Genomic DNA, 15,427 nt, shown 5'->3' on the forward strand with positions numbered 1-15,427 from the left:
GTAACCTTCAGGAGTCACTATGCTGCCATTATCAGCCCGTCCCTTACCTGCATCTCTGCAGGCGCGTTATCAACAGCTGAAGGCAGGCTGGTTGCCTGACGGGCCGGCGCCTGACGGTGATGCCCTCGCGGTCTGCACTTTCAGTGATTTTATTAGCGAGGCGTTATTAAGCCATCCTCAGTGGTGGCAAAGACTGCTGCAACAGCAGCCTAGTCCTGATGAGCATAATGACTATCGCGCTGAACTGATGCAGCAGCTGGCAGAGGTTCAGGATGAAAATCAGCTGATGCGTGCGCTGCGTCTGTTCCGGCGAGAAAAGCTGATGCGTATAGCCTGGATGCAGGCGCTCGACAGCAGCAAAACCGCGCGTTCGTTGTTGCAACTGAGTACCCTGGCTGAAACGCTGATTGTTGCGGCCCGCGACTGGCTGTACGCCGCCTGCTGTCGTGAAATGGGCACCCCCTGCAATGCTCAGGGCGTCGCGCAGCCGTTGCTGATACTGGGTATGGGCAAGCTTGGGGGCAATGAACTTAATTTTTCTTCGGATATCGATCTGATTTTTACCTGGCCGGAGAACGGGGTGACTCACGGCGGCAGGCGTGAACTGGATAACGCTCAGTTTTTTACCCGTCTGGGACAGCGGCTGATTAAAGTACTTGACCAGCCCACTGCTGAGGGTTTTGTTTATCGCGTGGACATGCGTTTGCGGCCGTTTGGCGACAGTGGTCCCCTGGTGATGAGTTTCGCCGCGCTGGAAGATTATTATCAGGAACAGGGGCGGGACTGGGAGCGTTACGCCATGGTGAAAGCCCGCCTGATGGGGGAAGACGACGACCGCTGGAGTGAAGAACTGCGCACTATGCTGCGTCCGTTCGTCTACCGGCGCTATATTGATTTCAGCGTGATCCAGTCATTGCGTAACATGAAGGCCATGATTGCTCGTGAAGTTCGCCGCCGCGGCCTGGTGGACAATATCAAACTTGGTGCCGGTGGCATTCGCGAAATTGAATTTATTGTGCAGGTGTTTCAGCTGATACGCGGTGGACGTGAGCGTACGCTTCAGGGGCGTTCATTGCTGCCGACACTGACGGCGATAGGTGAGCTGGGGCTGCTGACTGCAGGCCAGGTGGAAACCCTGCGTACCGCCTATCTTTTTCTGCGTCGGCTGGAGAATTTGCTGCAAAGTATTAACGATGAACAAACCCAGACCCTGCCGGCCGATGAGCTTAATCGGGCGCGACTGGCTTGGGTGATGGGATACCCTGACTGGCAGTCACTGCGTCAGCAGCTTGACGGTCACCTGAGCCAGGTGCGGGTTATTTTTAACGAGCTGATCGGAGATGAGGCACCGGAGCATGACGACACCACTGACGGTGGCCTCTATGCTGGATTGTGGCAGGAACAGCTGGAAGACAGCGATTTGTTGCCGCTGGTACCGCAGCTTGATGACAGCGCGCGTCTCTCTTTATTAAACGTCATGACCGGGTTTCGTCAGGATTGTAATCGCCGTACCATTGGGCCCCGGGGTCGTCAGGCGCTGGACCAGCTGATGCCGCGCCTGCTGGCGGAAATATGTCCGCGTGATGACGCGGTGGAAACCCTCGAACGGCTGGTGCCTTTGCTGCTCAGCGTGGTAACCCGCAGCACCTATCTTGAATTACTGACCGAATCACATGGGGCTCTGCGCCATCTGATTCGTTTGTGCGCCGCCTCGCCGATGATTGCCAGCCAGCTGGCGCGTTATCCGCTGTTGCTCGATGAGTTGCTTGATCCCACTACGCTTTATCAGGTCACGGCTCCCGAAGCCTACCGCGACGAGCTTCGCCAATATTTGTTACGGGTTCCGGTTGAGGATGAAGAGCAGCAGCTGGAGGCTTTGCGCCAGTTTAAGCAGGTACAACAGCTGCGTATTGCTGCTGCCGATATCGCAGGCACTCTGGCGGTGATGAAGGTTAGCGATCATTTAACCTGGCTGGCTGAAGCTATTATTGACGCGGTGGTCCAGCAGGCGTGGAGCATGATGGTACAACGTTATGGCCGCCCTGAACATCTGGATAGCGAGCAGGCGCGTGGCTTTGCCGTTATCGGTTATGGCAAGCTTGGCGGCTGGGAACTGGGTTATCGCTCCGATCTCGATCTGGTTTTTTTACATGACTGCCCGGCCGAGGTGATGACCCGTGGCGAACGTGAAATTGACGGCCGGCAATTTTACCTGCGGCTGGCACAGCGCATTATGCATCTGTTTAGTACGCGCACGTCGTCAGGCATTTTGTATGAAGTCGATGCCCGCCTGCGTCCGTCGGGTGCGGCGGGTATGCTGGTCAGTACCTTTGATGCTTTTGAGGCATATCAGCGTGATGATGCCTGGACCTGGGAACATCAGGCGCTGGTTCGGGCGCGTATTGTCTACGGGGCCGCCGATCTGGCGGAACGCTTTACTGCCATCCGTCGGGCGATTCTTTGCCGCGTACGCGATCCGCTTCAGCTACGCACCGAGGTACGAGGGATGCGGGAAAAAATGCGTGACCATCTCAGCAACAAACATAAAGGGCGCTGGGATATTAAAGCCGATCCTGGTGGCATTACCGATATTGAGTTTATCGCCCAGTTTCTGGTGCTGCGCTATGCTGCCAGACAGCCCGCGCTTACCCGCTGGTCTGATAATGTGCGTATCTTTGCGCTAATGGCGCAGTACGCTCGCATGGCGCAGGAGGAGGCGGACGCCCTGACCGCCGCCTACGTGGCCCTGCGCGATGCCTTGCATCACCGGGCACTGCAGGCGTTGCCCGGCCATGTGGAGTCTGATGCGTTCAGTCAGCATAAACAGCAGGTTGATGCCAGCTGGCAGCGCTGGCTGGTGGCGGCAGAGAGTGATAGCGCCGATGAGTAACCAGTGGTGGCGGGATGTATGCTATTATCCGCGCAAACTTATTTACCGTTGTCTGGAGTCTCTGGAATGAAAGTTACGCTGCCCGATTTTAACCATGCTGGCGTTCTGGTGGTTGGCGATATTATGCTGGATCGCTACTGGTACGGCCCGACCAGCCGTATTTCTCCCGAGGCGCCGGTTCCGGTAGTGAAAGTTGATACGGTAGAAGAGCGGCCGGGCGGCGCCGCCAACGTTGCCATGAACATTGCAGCGCTGGGCGTTGGTTGCCACCTGGTTGGTCTGACGGGGCGTGATGATGCGGCTAAGGTGCTGGCTGGCACCCTGTCTGCCTGCCATGTTCACTGCGATTTTGTCTCATTAGCCAGCCACCCCACGATCACTAAGCTGCGGGTGCTTTCCCGTAATCAGCAGCTTATCCGGCTGGATTTTGAAAAAGGATTCGCGCAGGTCGACCCGCAACCGTTGCATGAGCGTATTGCAAAAGCGCTGCCTCCTGTCGGTGCGCTGGTGTTGTCTGACTATGCCAAAGGCGCGCTGAGTAGCGTGCAGAAAATGATTCAGCTGGCCAGAACGGCAGGGGTGCCGGTTCTGATCGATCCTAAAGGGACGGATTTTGAACGCTATCGCGGGGCGACCCTGCTGACGCCCAATCTTTCGGAATTCGAAGCCGTGGTCGGGCGTTGTAGCACCGAAGAGGTGCTGGTTGAGCGGGGTATGGCGCTGATCCAACAGTTTGCGCTGTCCGCGTTACTGATAACCCGTTCAGAAAATGGTATGACGCTGCTGCAGCCGGGCAAGGCACCGCTGCATCTGCCAACCCAGGCGCAGGAGGTTTACGATGTTACCGGTGCCGGCGATACCGTTATTGGCGTGCTGGCAGCGGCACTGGCTGCCGGGGATTCTCTTGAAGAATCCTGTTTTCTGGCTAATGCTGCAGCCGGCGTGGTGGTTGGAAAACTGGGGACTTCAACGGTGTCACCGGTTGAACTGGAAAACGCAATTCATGCCCGCCCGGAAAGCGGCTTTGGCGTGATGGATGAGACTCAGCTTAAACAGGCAGTGGCTCTGGCGCGTCAGCGTGGCGAGAAAGTGGTGATGACCAACGGCTGTTTTGATATTTTGCATGCCGGCCATGTGTCGTATCTTGCCAATGCCCGTAAGCTGGGAGACCGGCTGATCGTGGCGGTGAATAGCGATGCGTCCACCCGACGGCTGAAAGGGGAGAGTCGTCCGGTAAATCCACTGGTTAACCGCATGATTGTGCTTGGGGCGCTTGAAGCAGTGGACTGGGTGGTGCCTTTTGAAGAGGACACCCCGCAACGCTTAATCAGTGAAATTTTGCCAGACCTGCTGGTAAAAGGGGGTGATTATAAACCGCAGGAGATAGCCGGCAGTCAGGAAGTCTGGGCTAACGGTGGTGAAGTGCGGGTGCTGAATTTTGAAGATGGTATCTCAACCAGCAATATCATTAACAGCATTAAAAAAAGCGGCTGAGCAGGGTGGGCGGACAGGGTGCCGCCCAGCGCCTGGTTATGGCGTATCTTCGGTTTTGAGCACCGGGTTGTTGTTGCCGGCAGGCTGCTCCAGCGCGGCTATACGTTGTTCCAGGGCTGCCAGCTTTTCACGGGTGCGCAGTAATACTTGAGTCTGCACATCAAACTCTTCACGATTAACCAGGTCAAGCTTAGAAAGCTGTGCCTGCAGTGTCTGGCGGATCTTTTTTTCGACGTCATCGCCAAACTCCCGGATGCCTTTTGGCATTGATTCATGAACCTGGCGAGCGAGTTGTTCGATTTTTTTCGGGTCAATCATGACAGTGTCCTGGTGGCGGCAAATATCTGCTAAGTGTAATCGCTGTTGGCCTATTGATAAACCTGAAAGTCAAACACCTCATTCCACGCCATGCCGGCATTTTTTGTACATTGCGCCCGGCAGATGATGGCGTTATAGTGAATGCGCTTATTCTCAGGGCGGGGTGAAATTCCCCACCGGCGGTAAATCAGCCCAGGCTGAAAGCCCGCGAGCGCTTCAGGTTTTCAGCCTGAAGGTCAGCAGATCCGGTGTAATTCCGGGGCCGACGGTTACAGTCCGGATGGGAGAGAGTAACGTTTCCTGTCGGGCGTAGTGCGCCCGCTTGCCGTTATATCGTCGTTGACGACACTCCTAAGTCCGCCCTGATTCTGGTAACCCATATACTTAATAAGGTTAACTTACCATGAATCAGACGCTACTTTCTGAATTTGGCACGCCGGAACAGCGTGTGGAACGTGCCATTGCGGCGCTGCGCGCAGGCCGCGGTGTGATGGTGCTTGACGATGAAAATCGTGAAAATGAAGGTGATATGGTCTTTGCGGCCGAAACCATGACCGTTGAACAAATGGCGCTGACTATCCGTCATGGTAGCGGTATTGTTTGTCTGGTGATTACTGAAGAACGCCGGCGTCAGCTCGACTTGCCAATGATGGTGGAAAACAACACCAGCGCTTATGGCACCGGTTTTACGGTTACCATTGAAGCGGCCCGCGGGGTTACTACCGGCGTTTCCGCCAGCGACCGTATTACCACTATTCGGGCCGCCATTGCCGATAACGCGCGGCCGGACGATTTGCATCGGCCTGGGCATGTTTTTCCGCTGCGGGCACGGGAAGGCGGCGTATTGACTCGCGGTGGTCATACTGAAGCGACGCTCGATTTGGTTACGCTTGCCGGTTTCAAGCCTGCAGGCGTGCTGTGCGAACTGAGCAATGATGATGGTTCAATGGCGCGGGCGCCGCAATGTATCGCCTTTGCCAGGCAGCAGCACATGCCGGTCGTGACCATTGAAGATCTGGTGTCTTACCGTCGCGCCCGGGAAACCCGTCACGCGAGTTAATTTATCAGGCCGGCCGGGCTATGTATGGCCCGGCTGCCATCCTTCCGGTACTTGTTCAAATTTTCTGATTATCTCCATCATGCTTATCTGAGTTTTAAAAGATTGAGACCGGCGTATCGTATTGGTTATCAATCTTGCCTCCGCAGGGGAACATTATGACTCAGTCTCGTATGCCCGCGCTGTTTCTTGGTCATGGCAGTCCAATGAATGTGCTGGAAGAAAACCGCTATACTCAGGCATGGCGCCATCTGGGTGCTATTCTGCCGCGTCCGCAGGCGATTCTGGCAGTATCCGCACACTGGTATACCCGCGGCACGGCGGTCACCGCGATGGCCGAGCCACGGACGATCCACGATTTTGGCGGTTTTCCGCAGGCACTGTTTGATACGCATTATCCTGCCCCCGGTTCCCCCGCGCTGGCAAAACAGGTGGCGGAACTGCTGGCACCGCTGGAGGTGACCCTTGATCAGGCCTGGGGACTGGATCACGGTGCCTGGGGGGTATTAATTAAAATGTATCCTCAGGCGGACATACCGGTGATACAGCTCAGTATTGATGGTACGCAACCGCCGCTCTGGCATTACCAGCTGGGGCAAAAACTGAGCGCATTACGTCATCAGGGGGTGATGATTATTGCCAGCGGCAACGTGGTGCATAATCTGCGGATGCTGAAATGGCAGGGCGACAATCAGGCTTATCCCTGGGCGCTGGCGTTTAATCAGTTTGTTCGCGATAACCTGAACTGGCAGGGAGAGGCGTCGGCGCACCCGTTGGTTAACTTTATGCAGCATGAAGGGGCCGCACTGGCAAACCCGACGCCAGAGCACTATTTGCCGCTGCTCTACGTACTGGGCAGCCGCCAGCCGGATGAAGCGGTGACGGTGCCGGTAGATGGCAACGTTATGGCCGCATTAAGTATGCTTTCAGTACAGGTGGGATAAGGGTTAACGGGCGGTAGCGACAGATTGCCGCCGCCCGGGTGATGACGCGTTGTGACGAAACACGCTGGCCTGGCTGCTTTATTCAATAAAGATATGCGGATAGAAGCGCGACAGGTCCTGAGTTATCAGCTGGCGATCTTCCCGTAATCCGATACCGGCCGGCTGATCGTCAACCAGCCAGCTGCCAATCAGGGTATAGCTATCGCCGAATCGGGGTAAGGGATGAAACTGCTGAACAATCATCCCTTCCGCACCGTAAGGGCCGTCTGCACGGGCGATTTCCTGGCCATTTTGCACAATGCGGATATTGGCCCCTTCACGTGAAAACAGGGGTTTAACCACATAGTTATCCATAGCAGGCGGGGCTTCATCGGCAAAAAAAGCCGGCAGCAGATTGGGATGATTAGGAAACATTTCCCACAGTGCCGGTAACAAGGCTTTATTGGATAAAATGCTTTTCCAGGCTGGCTCCAGCCAGCGGACGCCGGCATCGGCCAGCTTGGTGGAGAAAATTTCCCGCAGCATAAATTCCCACGGATAGAGCTTAAACAGATTGCTGATAATCTGGTCGTCGGTATCGGTAAATTGCCCTTTTTCACCGAGGCCAATCTGATCCATATACAGAAAACTGTTTTCCAGTCCGGCTTCGCTGGCACAATCCTGCAGGTACTGCACGGTCGCGCGATCTTCTTCGCTATCCTGGCAGCAGGCAAAGTGCAGCAGGTTGAAACCATGCTGCTGCTGCAGTGCGGCGAAGCGATCGATAATTTTTTCCTGCAGGCTGTTGAACTGATCGCTGTCCTGCGGCAGATTGCCGGCCTGTCGCTGATCTTCCAGCCAGAGCCACTGAAAAAATGCGGCTTCATACAGGGAGGTTGGCGTATCTGCATTGTTTTCCAGCAGTTTGGCATCTCCGCTTCCGTCCCAGGCAAGGTCGAGACGTGAATAGAGTGAGGGCTGATTGCTGCGCCAGGCGTCGCGCACAAAATCCCAGCAGTGCCGGGGAATGCCAAAACGACTCAGCAACGCTTCACTATTGACCACCTTCTCCACGACCTGCAAGCTCATTTGATGCAGCTCACTGGTGACTGATTCCAGCTGTTCAACCTGGGCCAGGGTAAACTGGTAATAAGCCTCTTCACACCAGTAGGGTTCACCGTGCATGGTATGGAAGCGAAAGCCGTATTCCTCGGCGCGTTCACGCCAGTCCGGGCGCTCGCTGATGCGAAGGCGTTTCATGTTAACCCCCAAAGGTACGGCTGGAGGTGGCGCTGCTGCGGCTCATGGTGGCCTGCTTTGCTACCGTTTCGCCAAAACCACCGCGGGTCACCGTGGTTGTGGTGGGCGGTTTTGGCGTCAGCGCTGATTTGGCTACGCTGGTGGTGCGGCCGGAGGTGGCACTACCATAGCTACGGCCGGTAGCATCAACAAACTTGCCGTTAGCCGGGCTGGCGGGGTTACGTGAGGTAAACAGCGGCTGTTGTGCATAGCCCCCGCCCATCATACGTCCCATCATATAACCAGCCATTAATGGCATCCAGAAGCTGCCGCCGCCGGCGCTGGCCTGACTGGCTGGCTGACACTGGCCTTCGCCAAACTCTGCTACGCAATCTTCACGTGAGGCGTATTTAGGCGCGGTTTTTTCCGCTTCCTTCAGCGCATTGTTATAAGAGGTTTTACACTGCTCACTCTGTCCGGGATTGGCTTTCGAGCAATCATCTGCGTTCTGATACATTGAGACGGTTTCGTCTGACTGCTCACATCCCGCCAGCATAAACACGGCCGAAATGGCCAGCGCCACCGGCGTTAAATGCCTGGCGGACCAGCTTTTACGAAAAGCGGCATAGTTGATTGTCCTGGTCCGTTTCATCGTTATTATCCGTTTACCCAAAGGACCCTCAGAATAGGAGAAACCGGCTGAAAATTGAAGCAGGACAGCGGTCGGACAGGGTGATCTTTACGTAGTTATACGAATGTTTTTGATCGGGCGTGGTCGGATGCCTGCGATTACGGAGACCGGTCGCGTGAAGGGTTTTTTCTCTTTCCCGGTTAACCGCAGCTGGGATAACCGGGAATGAGAGGCGATCAGTTGCGGAACGGATTGCCGTGCTGGCGGGTTTTCGACGTGGCGCTGTGATTAACCGGACGCGTGGTGTCGGCAACCGCAGTGGCAGCCTGTGGCGTGCGGGTAGCATCATCACCTGCGGCGGTTTCTGATGCATTTTGCGGGGCGACAGCCTGCGCAGAAGTAGGCACATCTTTGCCCAGCATGCTGTTGAGCAGCATCAGATCCTGTTCGTTCAGGGTACCTTCCGCCTGTTTAATATCCAGCAGGTTGATCAGGTAATCGTAACGCGCGCCGGAAAGTTGCTGTTTGGCGTTATATAGCGTGGTGGTGGCATCCAGGACGTCAACAATGGTCCGGGTGCCCACCTGATAGCCTGCTTCCATGGCATCCAGCGAGCTTTGTGCAGAAACCACCGCTTGCTTATAGGCGCTGATGCTGCTGATGGCAGCATTGACGTTATTAAACGAAGAGCGGACGGTCTGGATGGCGGAACGGTGCGCTGATTCCAGTTTTTCGCTGGCACTGACAAAGGCGTACTGGGCCTGCTTCACCTGAGAAGAGGTTGAGCCGCCGTCATAAAGCGGTATGGAAAAGCTCAGGCCCACCTGATTGGTGCCGGCAATACTGTCGGACGTTGCGGTGGTCTGGTTCGCCCGACGGCCACCATATTTACTGTTTGAAAGCCCGGTGGATGCGGTTAAATCCAGTGTCGGCATATAGCCGGTTTCCGCCGAGCGAATCTGTTCACGCGCCAGGCTTTGTGATAAACGTGCTGACAGCAGGTCAAGATTGCGACTTTCGGCTTGTTTCAGCAGCGTGTTTACCGGTTGAGGTCGGGTTGTCTGGAAACGCTCGATATTCAGCGACGCCAGTGAGGGATAAAAGGTTCCGGTAACCAGACGCAGCTGTTCCAGCGCATTATCCAGATTATTTCGTGCAGTGACTTCGCTGGCCAGAACGCTGTCGTATTGTGCACGGGCGTTTTGTACATCGGTAATCGCCACCAGACCAACGTTAAAACGCTGGGTGGTTTGATCTAACTGCCGGTAAATGGAATCTTTTTGCGCTTCGGTATAGGAAAGTGAGTCGATGGCGCGTAATACGTTAAAATAGGCGGTTGCGGTATTTAGCAGCAGTTTTTGCTGCGCCGTCTGGAAGGTGACATCCTGAATCCCGGCGGTTTTTTCCTGCAAGGTCAGCGCGCGCCATTTGCTCATATCGAAAAGGGTTTGTGTCAGCTGCAATGACCCGCTGGTGGTATTAGAATACAGGCCGCTGCTACCGCGGTAACCACCGTTGTAGGTGTAGTCAGCGCCGAGGCCCAGTTGCGGCAACAGCGGGCTGCGGGCTTCGTTGATCTTTTCAAACGCTGCATCGCGATCGGCCGCTGAGGTGCGCAGGTCCGGGTTGGTCAGAAGAGCTTGTTTATAAATTTGCAACAAATTCTCAGCCTGACTATTGATACTGAAGGCCCCAACACTCAGCCCGATAATGACAGAAAGCAGTTTCTTCATTTGCATTCCTTGTAGTGCAGCAAAATTACTATACGTTAGCCCTTGCAGCGAACTAAAACTAAAAATTAGCGCAGATTCTAACAGAGACCTTGATTAAGGTAAGTTGGCTGAAAGTGCCATCTGGCCTTAATTTACGCAATTTAACGTGAAATAACCACATGCAGGCCAATAGGCTTACGGCCATCCAATACCGGTTTTTTCAGACAGAGGCGTTGTCATATGTGTTCACTAAAAAAGTTACCAGTGACTTTCAACAAAAACGATGTAGAAATTATTGCAAGAGAACCACTTTATCAGGGTTTTTTTTCACTGGTACGTTATCGTTTTCGCCATCGTCGCTTTGATGGGTCGATGAGTACAGAAGTGCAACGCGAAATTTTTGAACGGGGCCATGCCGCCGTACTCCTGCCTTATGATGCACAGCGTGACCAGGTGGTGCTGATTGAGCAAATTCGTATTGCATCTTTTGACAGCAGTCCGACGCCCTGGCTGTTAGAATTAGTTGCCGGCATTATTGAACCAGGCGAGAGTGTGGAAGATGTGGTCCGGCGTGAGGCGCGTGAAGAAGCCGGCTTAACGCCAGGCCGGGTTAAGCCGGTGCTGAGTTATCTTGCCAGTCCGGGCGGAACCAGTGAACGTCTGGCTGTCATGGTAGGTGAAGTGGATGCCAGCGTGGCGCAGGGAAACCACGGTCTGGAGGAAGAGAATGAGGACATTCTGGTGCATGTGGTCAGTCGTGAACAGGCTTACCGCTGGGTGGAAGAGGGGAAGATTGATAACGCTGGCACGGTCATTGCATTGCAATGGTTGCAGCTTAACTACCAGAAATTACAAAAAGAGTGGAACCCTGAATGAACAAGCGCTACATCCCTGATTTCCCGGAAATGATGCGGCTATGTGAAACGAATTTTGCCCAGCTGCGCCGTTTGCTTCCCCGCGAAGAACAAACCGGCGCGCTGATCGATTATCAGGTTAACGGCGCTTGTTACCGGCTGACAATACAGGAGGCAACCCGTTATACCACTCTGGTTGAGATCCGACAGACTGCTCCGGCGGTCAGTTACTGGAGCCTGCCCTCCATGTCGGTTCGCCTTTACCACGACGCACTGGTTGCGGAAGTGTGTTCAACACAGCAGATCTATCGCTTTAAAGCGCGCTATGATTACCCTAATAAAAAATTGCACCAACGCGACGAAAAACATCAGATAAACCAATTTCTCGCCGACTGGCTACGCTATTGCCTGGCCCATGGCGCGGTGGCAGTACCGGTTGTCTGATAACGCTAACCCGATACTGAGATGGCGTTAACCTAAGGACTTTGCTTGGATAGCCTGTTAAAACTTTCCGCGGCAAGTGGGGCAGCTGTCAGAATTTTACAACTTACAGACACCCACCTTTTTGCCGGTAAACATGAAACGTTACTGGGCGTAAATACCTGGGCCAGCTATGAAGCCGTGCTGGATGCCATTATCGCCCGGTCAACACATTATGACCTCATTATCGCTTCCGGTGATTTGGCGCAGGATCACAGCCCGCAAGCGTATCAGAATTTTGTTGAAGGGATCCGGCGCCTGCCGGCGCCCTGTGTCTGGTTGCCGGGCAACCATGATTTTCAGCCGGCAATGTACGCAACCCTGGCTGCGGCAAAAATTGAACAGGCCAAACAGGTATTACTGGGGGAGAACTGGCAGCTGCTGTTGCTGGACAGCCAGGTTTTTGGCGTGCCGCACGGTGAACTGAGCGATTATCAGCTGGACTGGCTTGAGAACGCGCTGTCGCGCTATCCGCAGCGTCATACCCTGGTGGTATTGCATCACCATCCAATGGCTTCAGGCTGCAGCTGGCTTGATCAGCATAGTCTGCGTAACTCGACGATGCTGGACGCGGTGCTGCACAACTACCCGCTGGCGAAAACCGTACTATGCGGACACATTCATCAGGAGCTTGATCTTGACTGGAATGGCCGCCGTCTGCTGGCAACGCCATCAACCTGCGTGCAGTTCAAACCGCACTGCACCAGCTTTACCATTGACAGTGAACCGCCGGGCTGGCGCTGGCTGGAACTGTATGATGACGGTCAGCTCAGGACCACCATAGAGCGGCTGACCTGCCGGGATTTTGTTCCCGACCTCGACGCCGAAGGTTACTGACACCTCATGTCTACGCTGCTTTATCTGCATGGTTTTAACAGCTCGCCAGCCTCAGCAAAAGTCTCGCTGCTCAGACGCTGGCTGGCGACGCAGCGGCCGGATATTACTTTACTGGTGCCGCAGCTGCCGCCCTTTCCAGCGGAGACAGCAAAGCTGCTGGAGGCGCTGGTCACCGCCCGCTGCGGTGAAAAGCTGGCGCTGGTTGGCTCTTCGCTGGGCGGTTATTACGCCACCTGGTTGTCACAACGCTTTGGTTTGCCGGCGGTGGTGGTAAATCCAGCGGTTCGCCCCTATGCGCTGTTGCTGGATTACCTCGGTGCCAACGAGAATCCGTACACCGGTCAGCAATATGTGTTAGAGTCACGCCACATTTACCAGCTGAAAGCGATGCAAATTGACCCGCTGGTCGCGCCGGATTTACTCTGGCTGTTGCAGCAAACTGGCGATGAGGTTCTTGACTATCATCAGGCCGTTGCGTATTACCATGGCTGCCGGCAGACGGTGGAGCAGGGGGGCAATCACGCTTTCATCGGTTTCGGACGCCACTTCCCGGCGATTGTGGATTTTCTCGGTTTCAATGCACAGTGAAACCAGACGGGATGGCGACTATTTTTTCTCCACTATCAGAAAGTTACGATGACTCAATCCAGCTATAACGCTGATTCCATTGAGGTACTCAGCGGCCTTGAACCCGTGCGGCGCCGCCCGGGAATGTACACTGACACCACGCGCCCGAACCATCTTGGGCAGGAAGTGATTGATAACAGCGTCGACGAAGCGCTGGCTGGTCATGCCAGTCGGATCGAGGTGATCCTGCATGCCGATCAGTCGCTGGAGGTGATTGATGACGGTCGTGGCATGCCGGTGGATATTCATCCGGAAGAGGGCGTGCCGGCGATTGAACTGATTTTTTGCCGCCTGCACGCTGGCGGCAAGTTTTCTAATAAAAATTATCAGTTTTCCGGTGGCTTGCATGGCGTAGGCATTTCGGTAGTGAATGCGCTTTCAACCCGGGTTGAGGTCACCGTCAGACGCAATAGTCAGGTTTACGACATGGCGTTTGAGCATGGCGATAAAGTGCAGGATCTGACGGTGACGGGCACCGTAGGAAAACGTAATACCGGTACCCGCGTACAGTTCTGGCCGGACAGTAAATTTTTTGATAGCCCGCGCTTTTCAGTGTCGCGGCTGGCCCATTTGCTGAAAGCTAAAGCCGTGCTCTGCCCGGGCGTCGAAATTATTTTTAACGATCGATTAAACAATACCGAACAGCGCTGGTGCTATCAGGATGGCCTGACCGATTACCTGTGTGAAGCGGTTAATGGCTTACCCACGCTGCCGGAAAAACCGTTTGTCGGCAGCTACGCCGCCGACGTTGAAGCGGTTGACTGGGCGCTTCTCTGGTTACCTGAAGGCGGCGAATTGCTGACCGAAAGCTACGTTAACCTGATCCCGACCATGCAGGGTGGTACCCACGTTAACGGGCTGCGCCAGGGGCTGCTGGATGCAATGCGTGAATTTTGTGAATACCGCAATATTTTGCCGCGCGGCGTGAAGCTGTCGGCGGAAGACATCTGGGATCGCTGCGCCTATGTGCTGTCGGTTAAAATGCAGGATCCGCAGTTTGCCGGCCAGACTAAAGAACGGCTGTCGTCACGTCAGTGTGCGGCATTTGTCTCCGGCGTGGTGAAAGATGCTTTCAGTCTTTGGCTGAATCAGAATGTGCAGGAAGCGGAGCAGCTGGCTGAACTGGCGATTTCCAGCGCACAACGCCGGATGCGCGCGGCGAAAAAAGTGGTGCGTAAAAAGTTAACCAGCGGTCCGGCACTGCCTGGTAAGCTGGCGGATTGTACCGCACAGGATTTGGCAAAAACCGAACTGTTTCTGGTGGAAGGGGACTCGGCAGGTGGTTCGGCCAAACAGGCGCGTGACCGCGAATATCAGGCGATAATGCCGCTGAAAGGAAAAATCCTCAATACCTGGGAGGTCTCATCGGATGAAGTGCTGGCCTCGCAGGAAGTGCACGATATTTCTGTGGCAATCGGCATTGATCCTGACAGCGATGACCTGAGTCAGCTGCGTTACGGCAAAATCTGCATTCTGGCGGATGCGGATTCAGATGGCTTACATATTGCTACCCTGCTGTGCGCCCTGTTTGTGAAGCATTTTCGAGCCCTGGTGCAGCAGGGGCATGTGTATGTGGCGATGCCGCCTTTATATCGCATTGATCTGGGTAAAGAGGTTTATTATGCGCTGGATGAGGCCGAGAAAGAGGGCATTCTCGACCAGCTGAAGCGTAAAAAGGGCAAACCCGGCGTCCAGCGTTTTAAAGGTCTGGGCGAGATGAATCCGCTGCAGCTGCGGGAAACCACCCTGGACCCCAATAGCCGTCGTCTGGTTCAGCTGTCCATTGCGCAAGAGGACATGGATGAAACCCTGCGCATGATGGATATGCTGCTGGCAAAAAAACGTTCCGAAGATCGCCGCAACTGGTTACAGGAATATGGTGACAAGGCCGATCTGGAAGCGTAATTCTTCACTGACCGGCCAGCTGCTGCCGCTGTTATAGCAGGGGCAGCAGCCACCACCACAATAGGCTGCTTAGCGAACGCGCTAACAGGTCGCCGCCTGACAGCAAAATAGTGACTAAGGGGCGCACCGCTCTTCTGTTTGCAGAATGTGCTGTTTAATGCGGACTTCCAGCAGCTGCGGGTCTTTCTGCCGTATTGCCTCAACAATGGCAAAATGTTCGGCGGAGGATTTGGCGATTCTGGCGTGGGATTTCCACTGGCCAATCGCGGCGGGGTGATGCCTCTAATTGGTTGAATCTGATGTATAATGCGGGCTTTTGAGGTTCTCTTATGGCCAGCGTTAACGTTCATTGTCCCCGTTGTCAGTCTGTTCAGGTTTACCGCCATGGTCAGAACCCTAAAGGCTATGACAGATTTCGCTGCCGTGACTGCCACCGCGTGTTTCAACTCACTTACGCTTA

At 54.8% G+C, this 15,427-nt stretch carries 15 protein-coding genes and 1 riboswitch; of the genes, 10 read left to right on the forward strand and 5 right to left on the reverse strand.

Annotated elements, in window-relative coordinates; all coding sequences use genetic code 11:
• Positions 1–19 precede the first annotated feature (19 nt).
• Positions 20–2,890, forward strand: a complete 2,871-nt coding sequence (gene glnE / locus BL249_RS17460; protein ID WP_099706700.1) for a bifunctional [glutamate--ammonia ligase]-adenylyl-L-tyrosine phosphorylase/[glutamate--ammonia-ligase] adenylyltransferase — start codon at positions 20–22, stop codon at positions 2,888–2,890.
• Positions 2,891–2,956: 66 nt separating this feature from the next.
• On the forward strand, positions 2,957–4,384 hold the full coding sequence (gene hldE / locus BL249_RS17465) for a bifunctional D-glycero-beta-D-manno-heptose-7-phosphate kinase/D-glycero-beta-D-manno-heptose 1-phosphate adenylyltransferase HldE (protein ID WP_099706699.1): 1,428 nt from the start codon (positions 2,957–2,959) through the stop codon (positions 4,382–4,384).
• 36 nt (positions 4,385–4,420) lie between these two features.
• Here the strand turns inward: hldE and ubiK are convergent, their stop codons facing one another.
• Entirely contained in the window at positions 4,421–4,702 is a 282-nt protein-coding gene (ubiK, locus tag BL249_RS17470) for a ubiquinone biosynthesis accessory factor UbiK (RefSeq protein ID WP_099706698.1), read from the reverse strand.
• A gap of 145 nt (positions 4,703–4,847) precedes the next feature.
• Positions 4,848–4,998, forward strand: a riboswitch (FMN riboswitch).
• A gap of 107 nt (positions 4,999–5,105) precedes the next feature.
• Here ubiK and ribB point away from each other — a divergent pair.
• Positions 5,106–5,762 (forward strand): 3,4-dihydroxy-2-butanone-4-phosphate synthase, encoded by a 657-nt coding sequence (ribB, locus tag BL249_RS17475; RefSeq protein ID WP_099706697.1) that lies wholly within the window; start codon positions 5,106–5,108, stop codon positions 5,760–5,762.
• A gap of 155 nt (positions 5,763–5,917) precedes the next feature.
• Entirely contained in the window at positions 5,918–6,703 is a 786-nt protein-coding gene (gene ygiD / locus BL249_RS17480) for a 4,5-DOPA-extradiol-dioxygenase (RefSeq protein ID WP_099706696.1), read from the forward strand.
• Between the two features lie 78 nt (positions 6,704–6,781).
• Here the strand turns inward: ygiD and BL249_RS17485 are convergent, their stop codons facing one another.
• From BL249_RS17485 to tolC, 3 genes are all read right to left on the reverse strand, one after another.
• On the reverse strand, positions 6,782–7,942 hold the full coding sequence (locus BL249_RS17485; RefSeq protein WP_099706695.1) for a glutathionylspermidine synthase family protein: 1,161 nt from the start codon (positions 7,940–7,942) through the stop codon (positions 6,782–6,784).
• A 1-nt stretch (position 7,943) separates the two neighbouring features.
• Entirely contained in the window at positions 7,944–8,573 is a 630-nt protein-coding gene (locus tag BL249_RS17490; protein ID WP_099706694.1) for a DUF1190 family protein, read from the reverse strand.
• A gap of 215 nt (positions 8,574–8,788) precedes the next feature.
• Positions 8,789–10,285: an outer membrane channel protein TolC gene (gene tolC, locus BL249_RS17495; RefSeq protein WP_099706693.1), complete on the reverse strand. Its 1,497-nt coding sequence runs from the start codon at positions 10,283–10,285 to the stop codon at positions 8,789–8,791.
• A gap of 219 nt (positions 10,286–10,504) precedes the next feature.
• Between tolC and nudF the strand changes: the two genes are divergently transcribed.
• Genes nudF through parE form a run of 5 tightly spaced genes read left to right on the forward strand, consistent with a single transcriptional unit; the run spans position 10,505 to position 14,967 of the window.
• Positions 10,505–11,140, forward strand: coding sequence for an ADP-ribose diphosphatase (gene nudF / locus BL249_RS17500; RefSeq protein ID WP_099706692.1), 636 nt, complete (start codon positions 10,505–10,507; stop codon positions 11,138–11,140).
• Positions 11,137–11,562: a DUF1249 family protein gene (locus BL249_RS17505; protein ID WP_099706691.1), complete on the forward strand. Its 426-nt coding sequence runs from the start codon at positions 11,137–11,139 to the stop codon at positions 11,560–11,562. Before nudF ends, BL249_RS17505 begins: the two co-directional genes overlap by 4 nt.
• Positions 11,563–11,607: 45 nt before the next feature.
• Positions 11,608–12,435 carry a 3',5'-cyclic-AMP phosphodiesterase gene (gene cpdA / locus BL249_RS17510; protein ID WP_099706690.1) on the forward strand — a complete coding sequence of 276 codons (828 nt, stop codon included), beginning with the start codon at positions 11,608–11,610 and terminating at the stop codon, positions 12,433–12,435.
• 6 nt (positions 12,436–12,441) lie between these two features.
• A complete protein-coding gene (gene yqiA / locus BL249_RS17515; RefSeq protein ID WP_099706689.1) occupies positions 12,442–13,023 on the forward strand; it encodes an esterase YqiA in 582 nt (193 codons plus the stop codon).
• 48 nt (positions 13,024–13,071) lie between these two features.
• Entirely contained in the window at positions 13,072–14,967 is a 1,896-nt protein-coding gene (gene parE, locus BL249_RS17520; protein WP_099706688.1) for a DNA topoisomerase IV subunit B, read from the forward strand.
• 114 nt (positions 14,968–15,081) lie between these two features.
• Here parE and BL249_RS19435 read toward each other — a convergent pair whose 3' ends face one another.
• Positions 15,082–15,231 (reverse strand): FCD domain-containing protein, encoded by a 150-nt coding sequence (locus BL249_RS19435; RefSeq protein ID WP_342633911.1) that lies wholly within the window; start codon positions 15,229–15,231, stop codon positions 15,082–15,084.
• A gap of 65 nt (positions 15,232–15,296) precedes the next feature.
• Here BL249_RS19435 and BL249_RS17525 point away from each other — a divergent pair.
• Positions 15,297–15,427 (forward strand): IS1 family transposase (locus BL249_RS17525; RefSeq protein WP_342633895.1); only part of this gene is annotated, 131 nt, incomplete at its 3' end.

Source organism: Erwinia sp. OLFS4 (assembly GCF_002752165.1).
In the GTDB taxonomy this organism is placed as follows: domain Bacteria; phylum Pseudomonadota; class Gammaproteobacteria; order Enterobacterales; family Enterobacteriaceae; genus Izhakiella.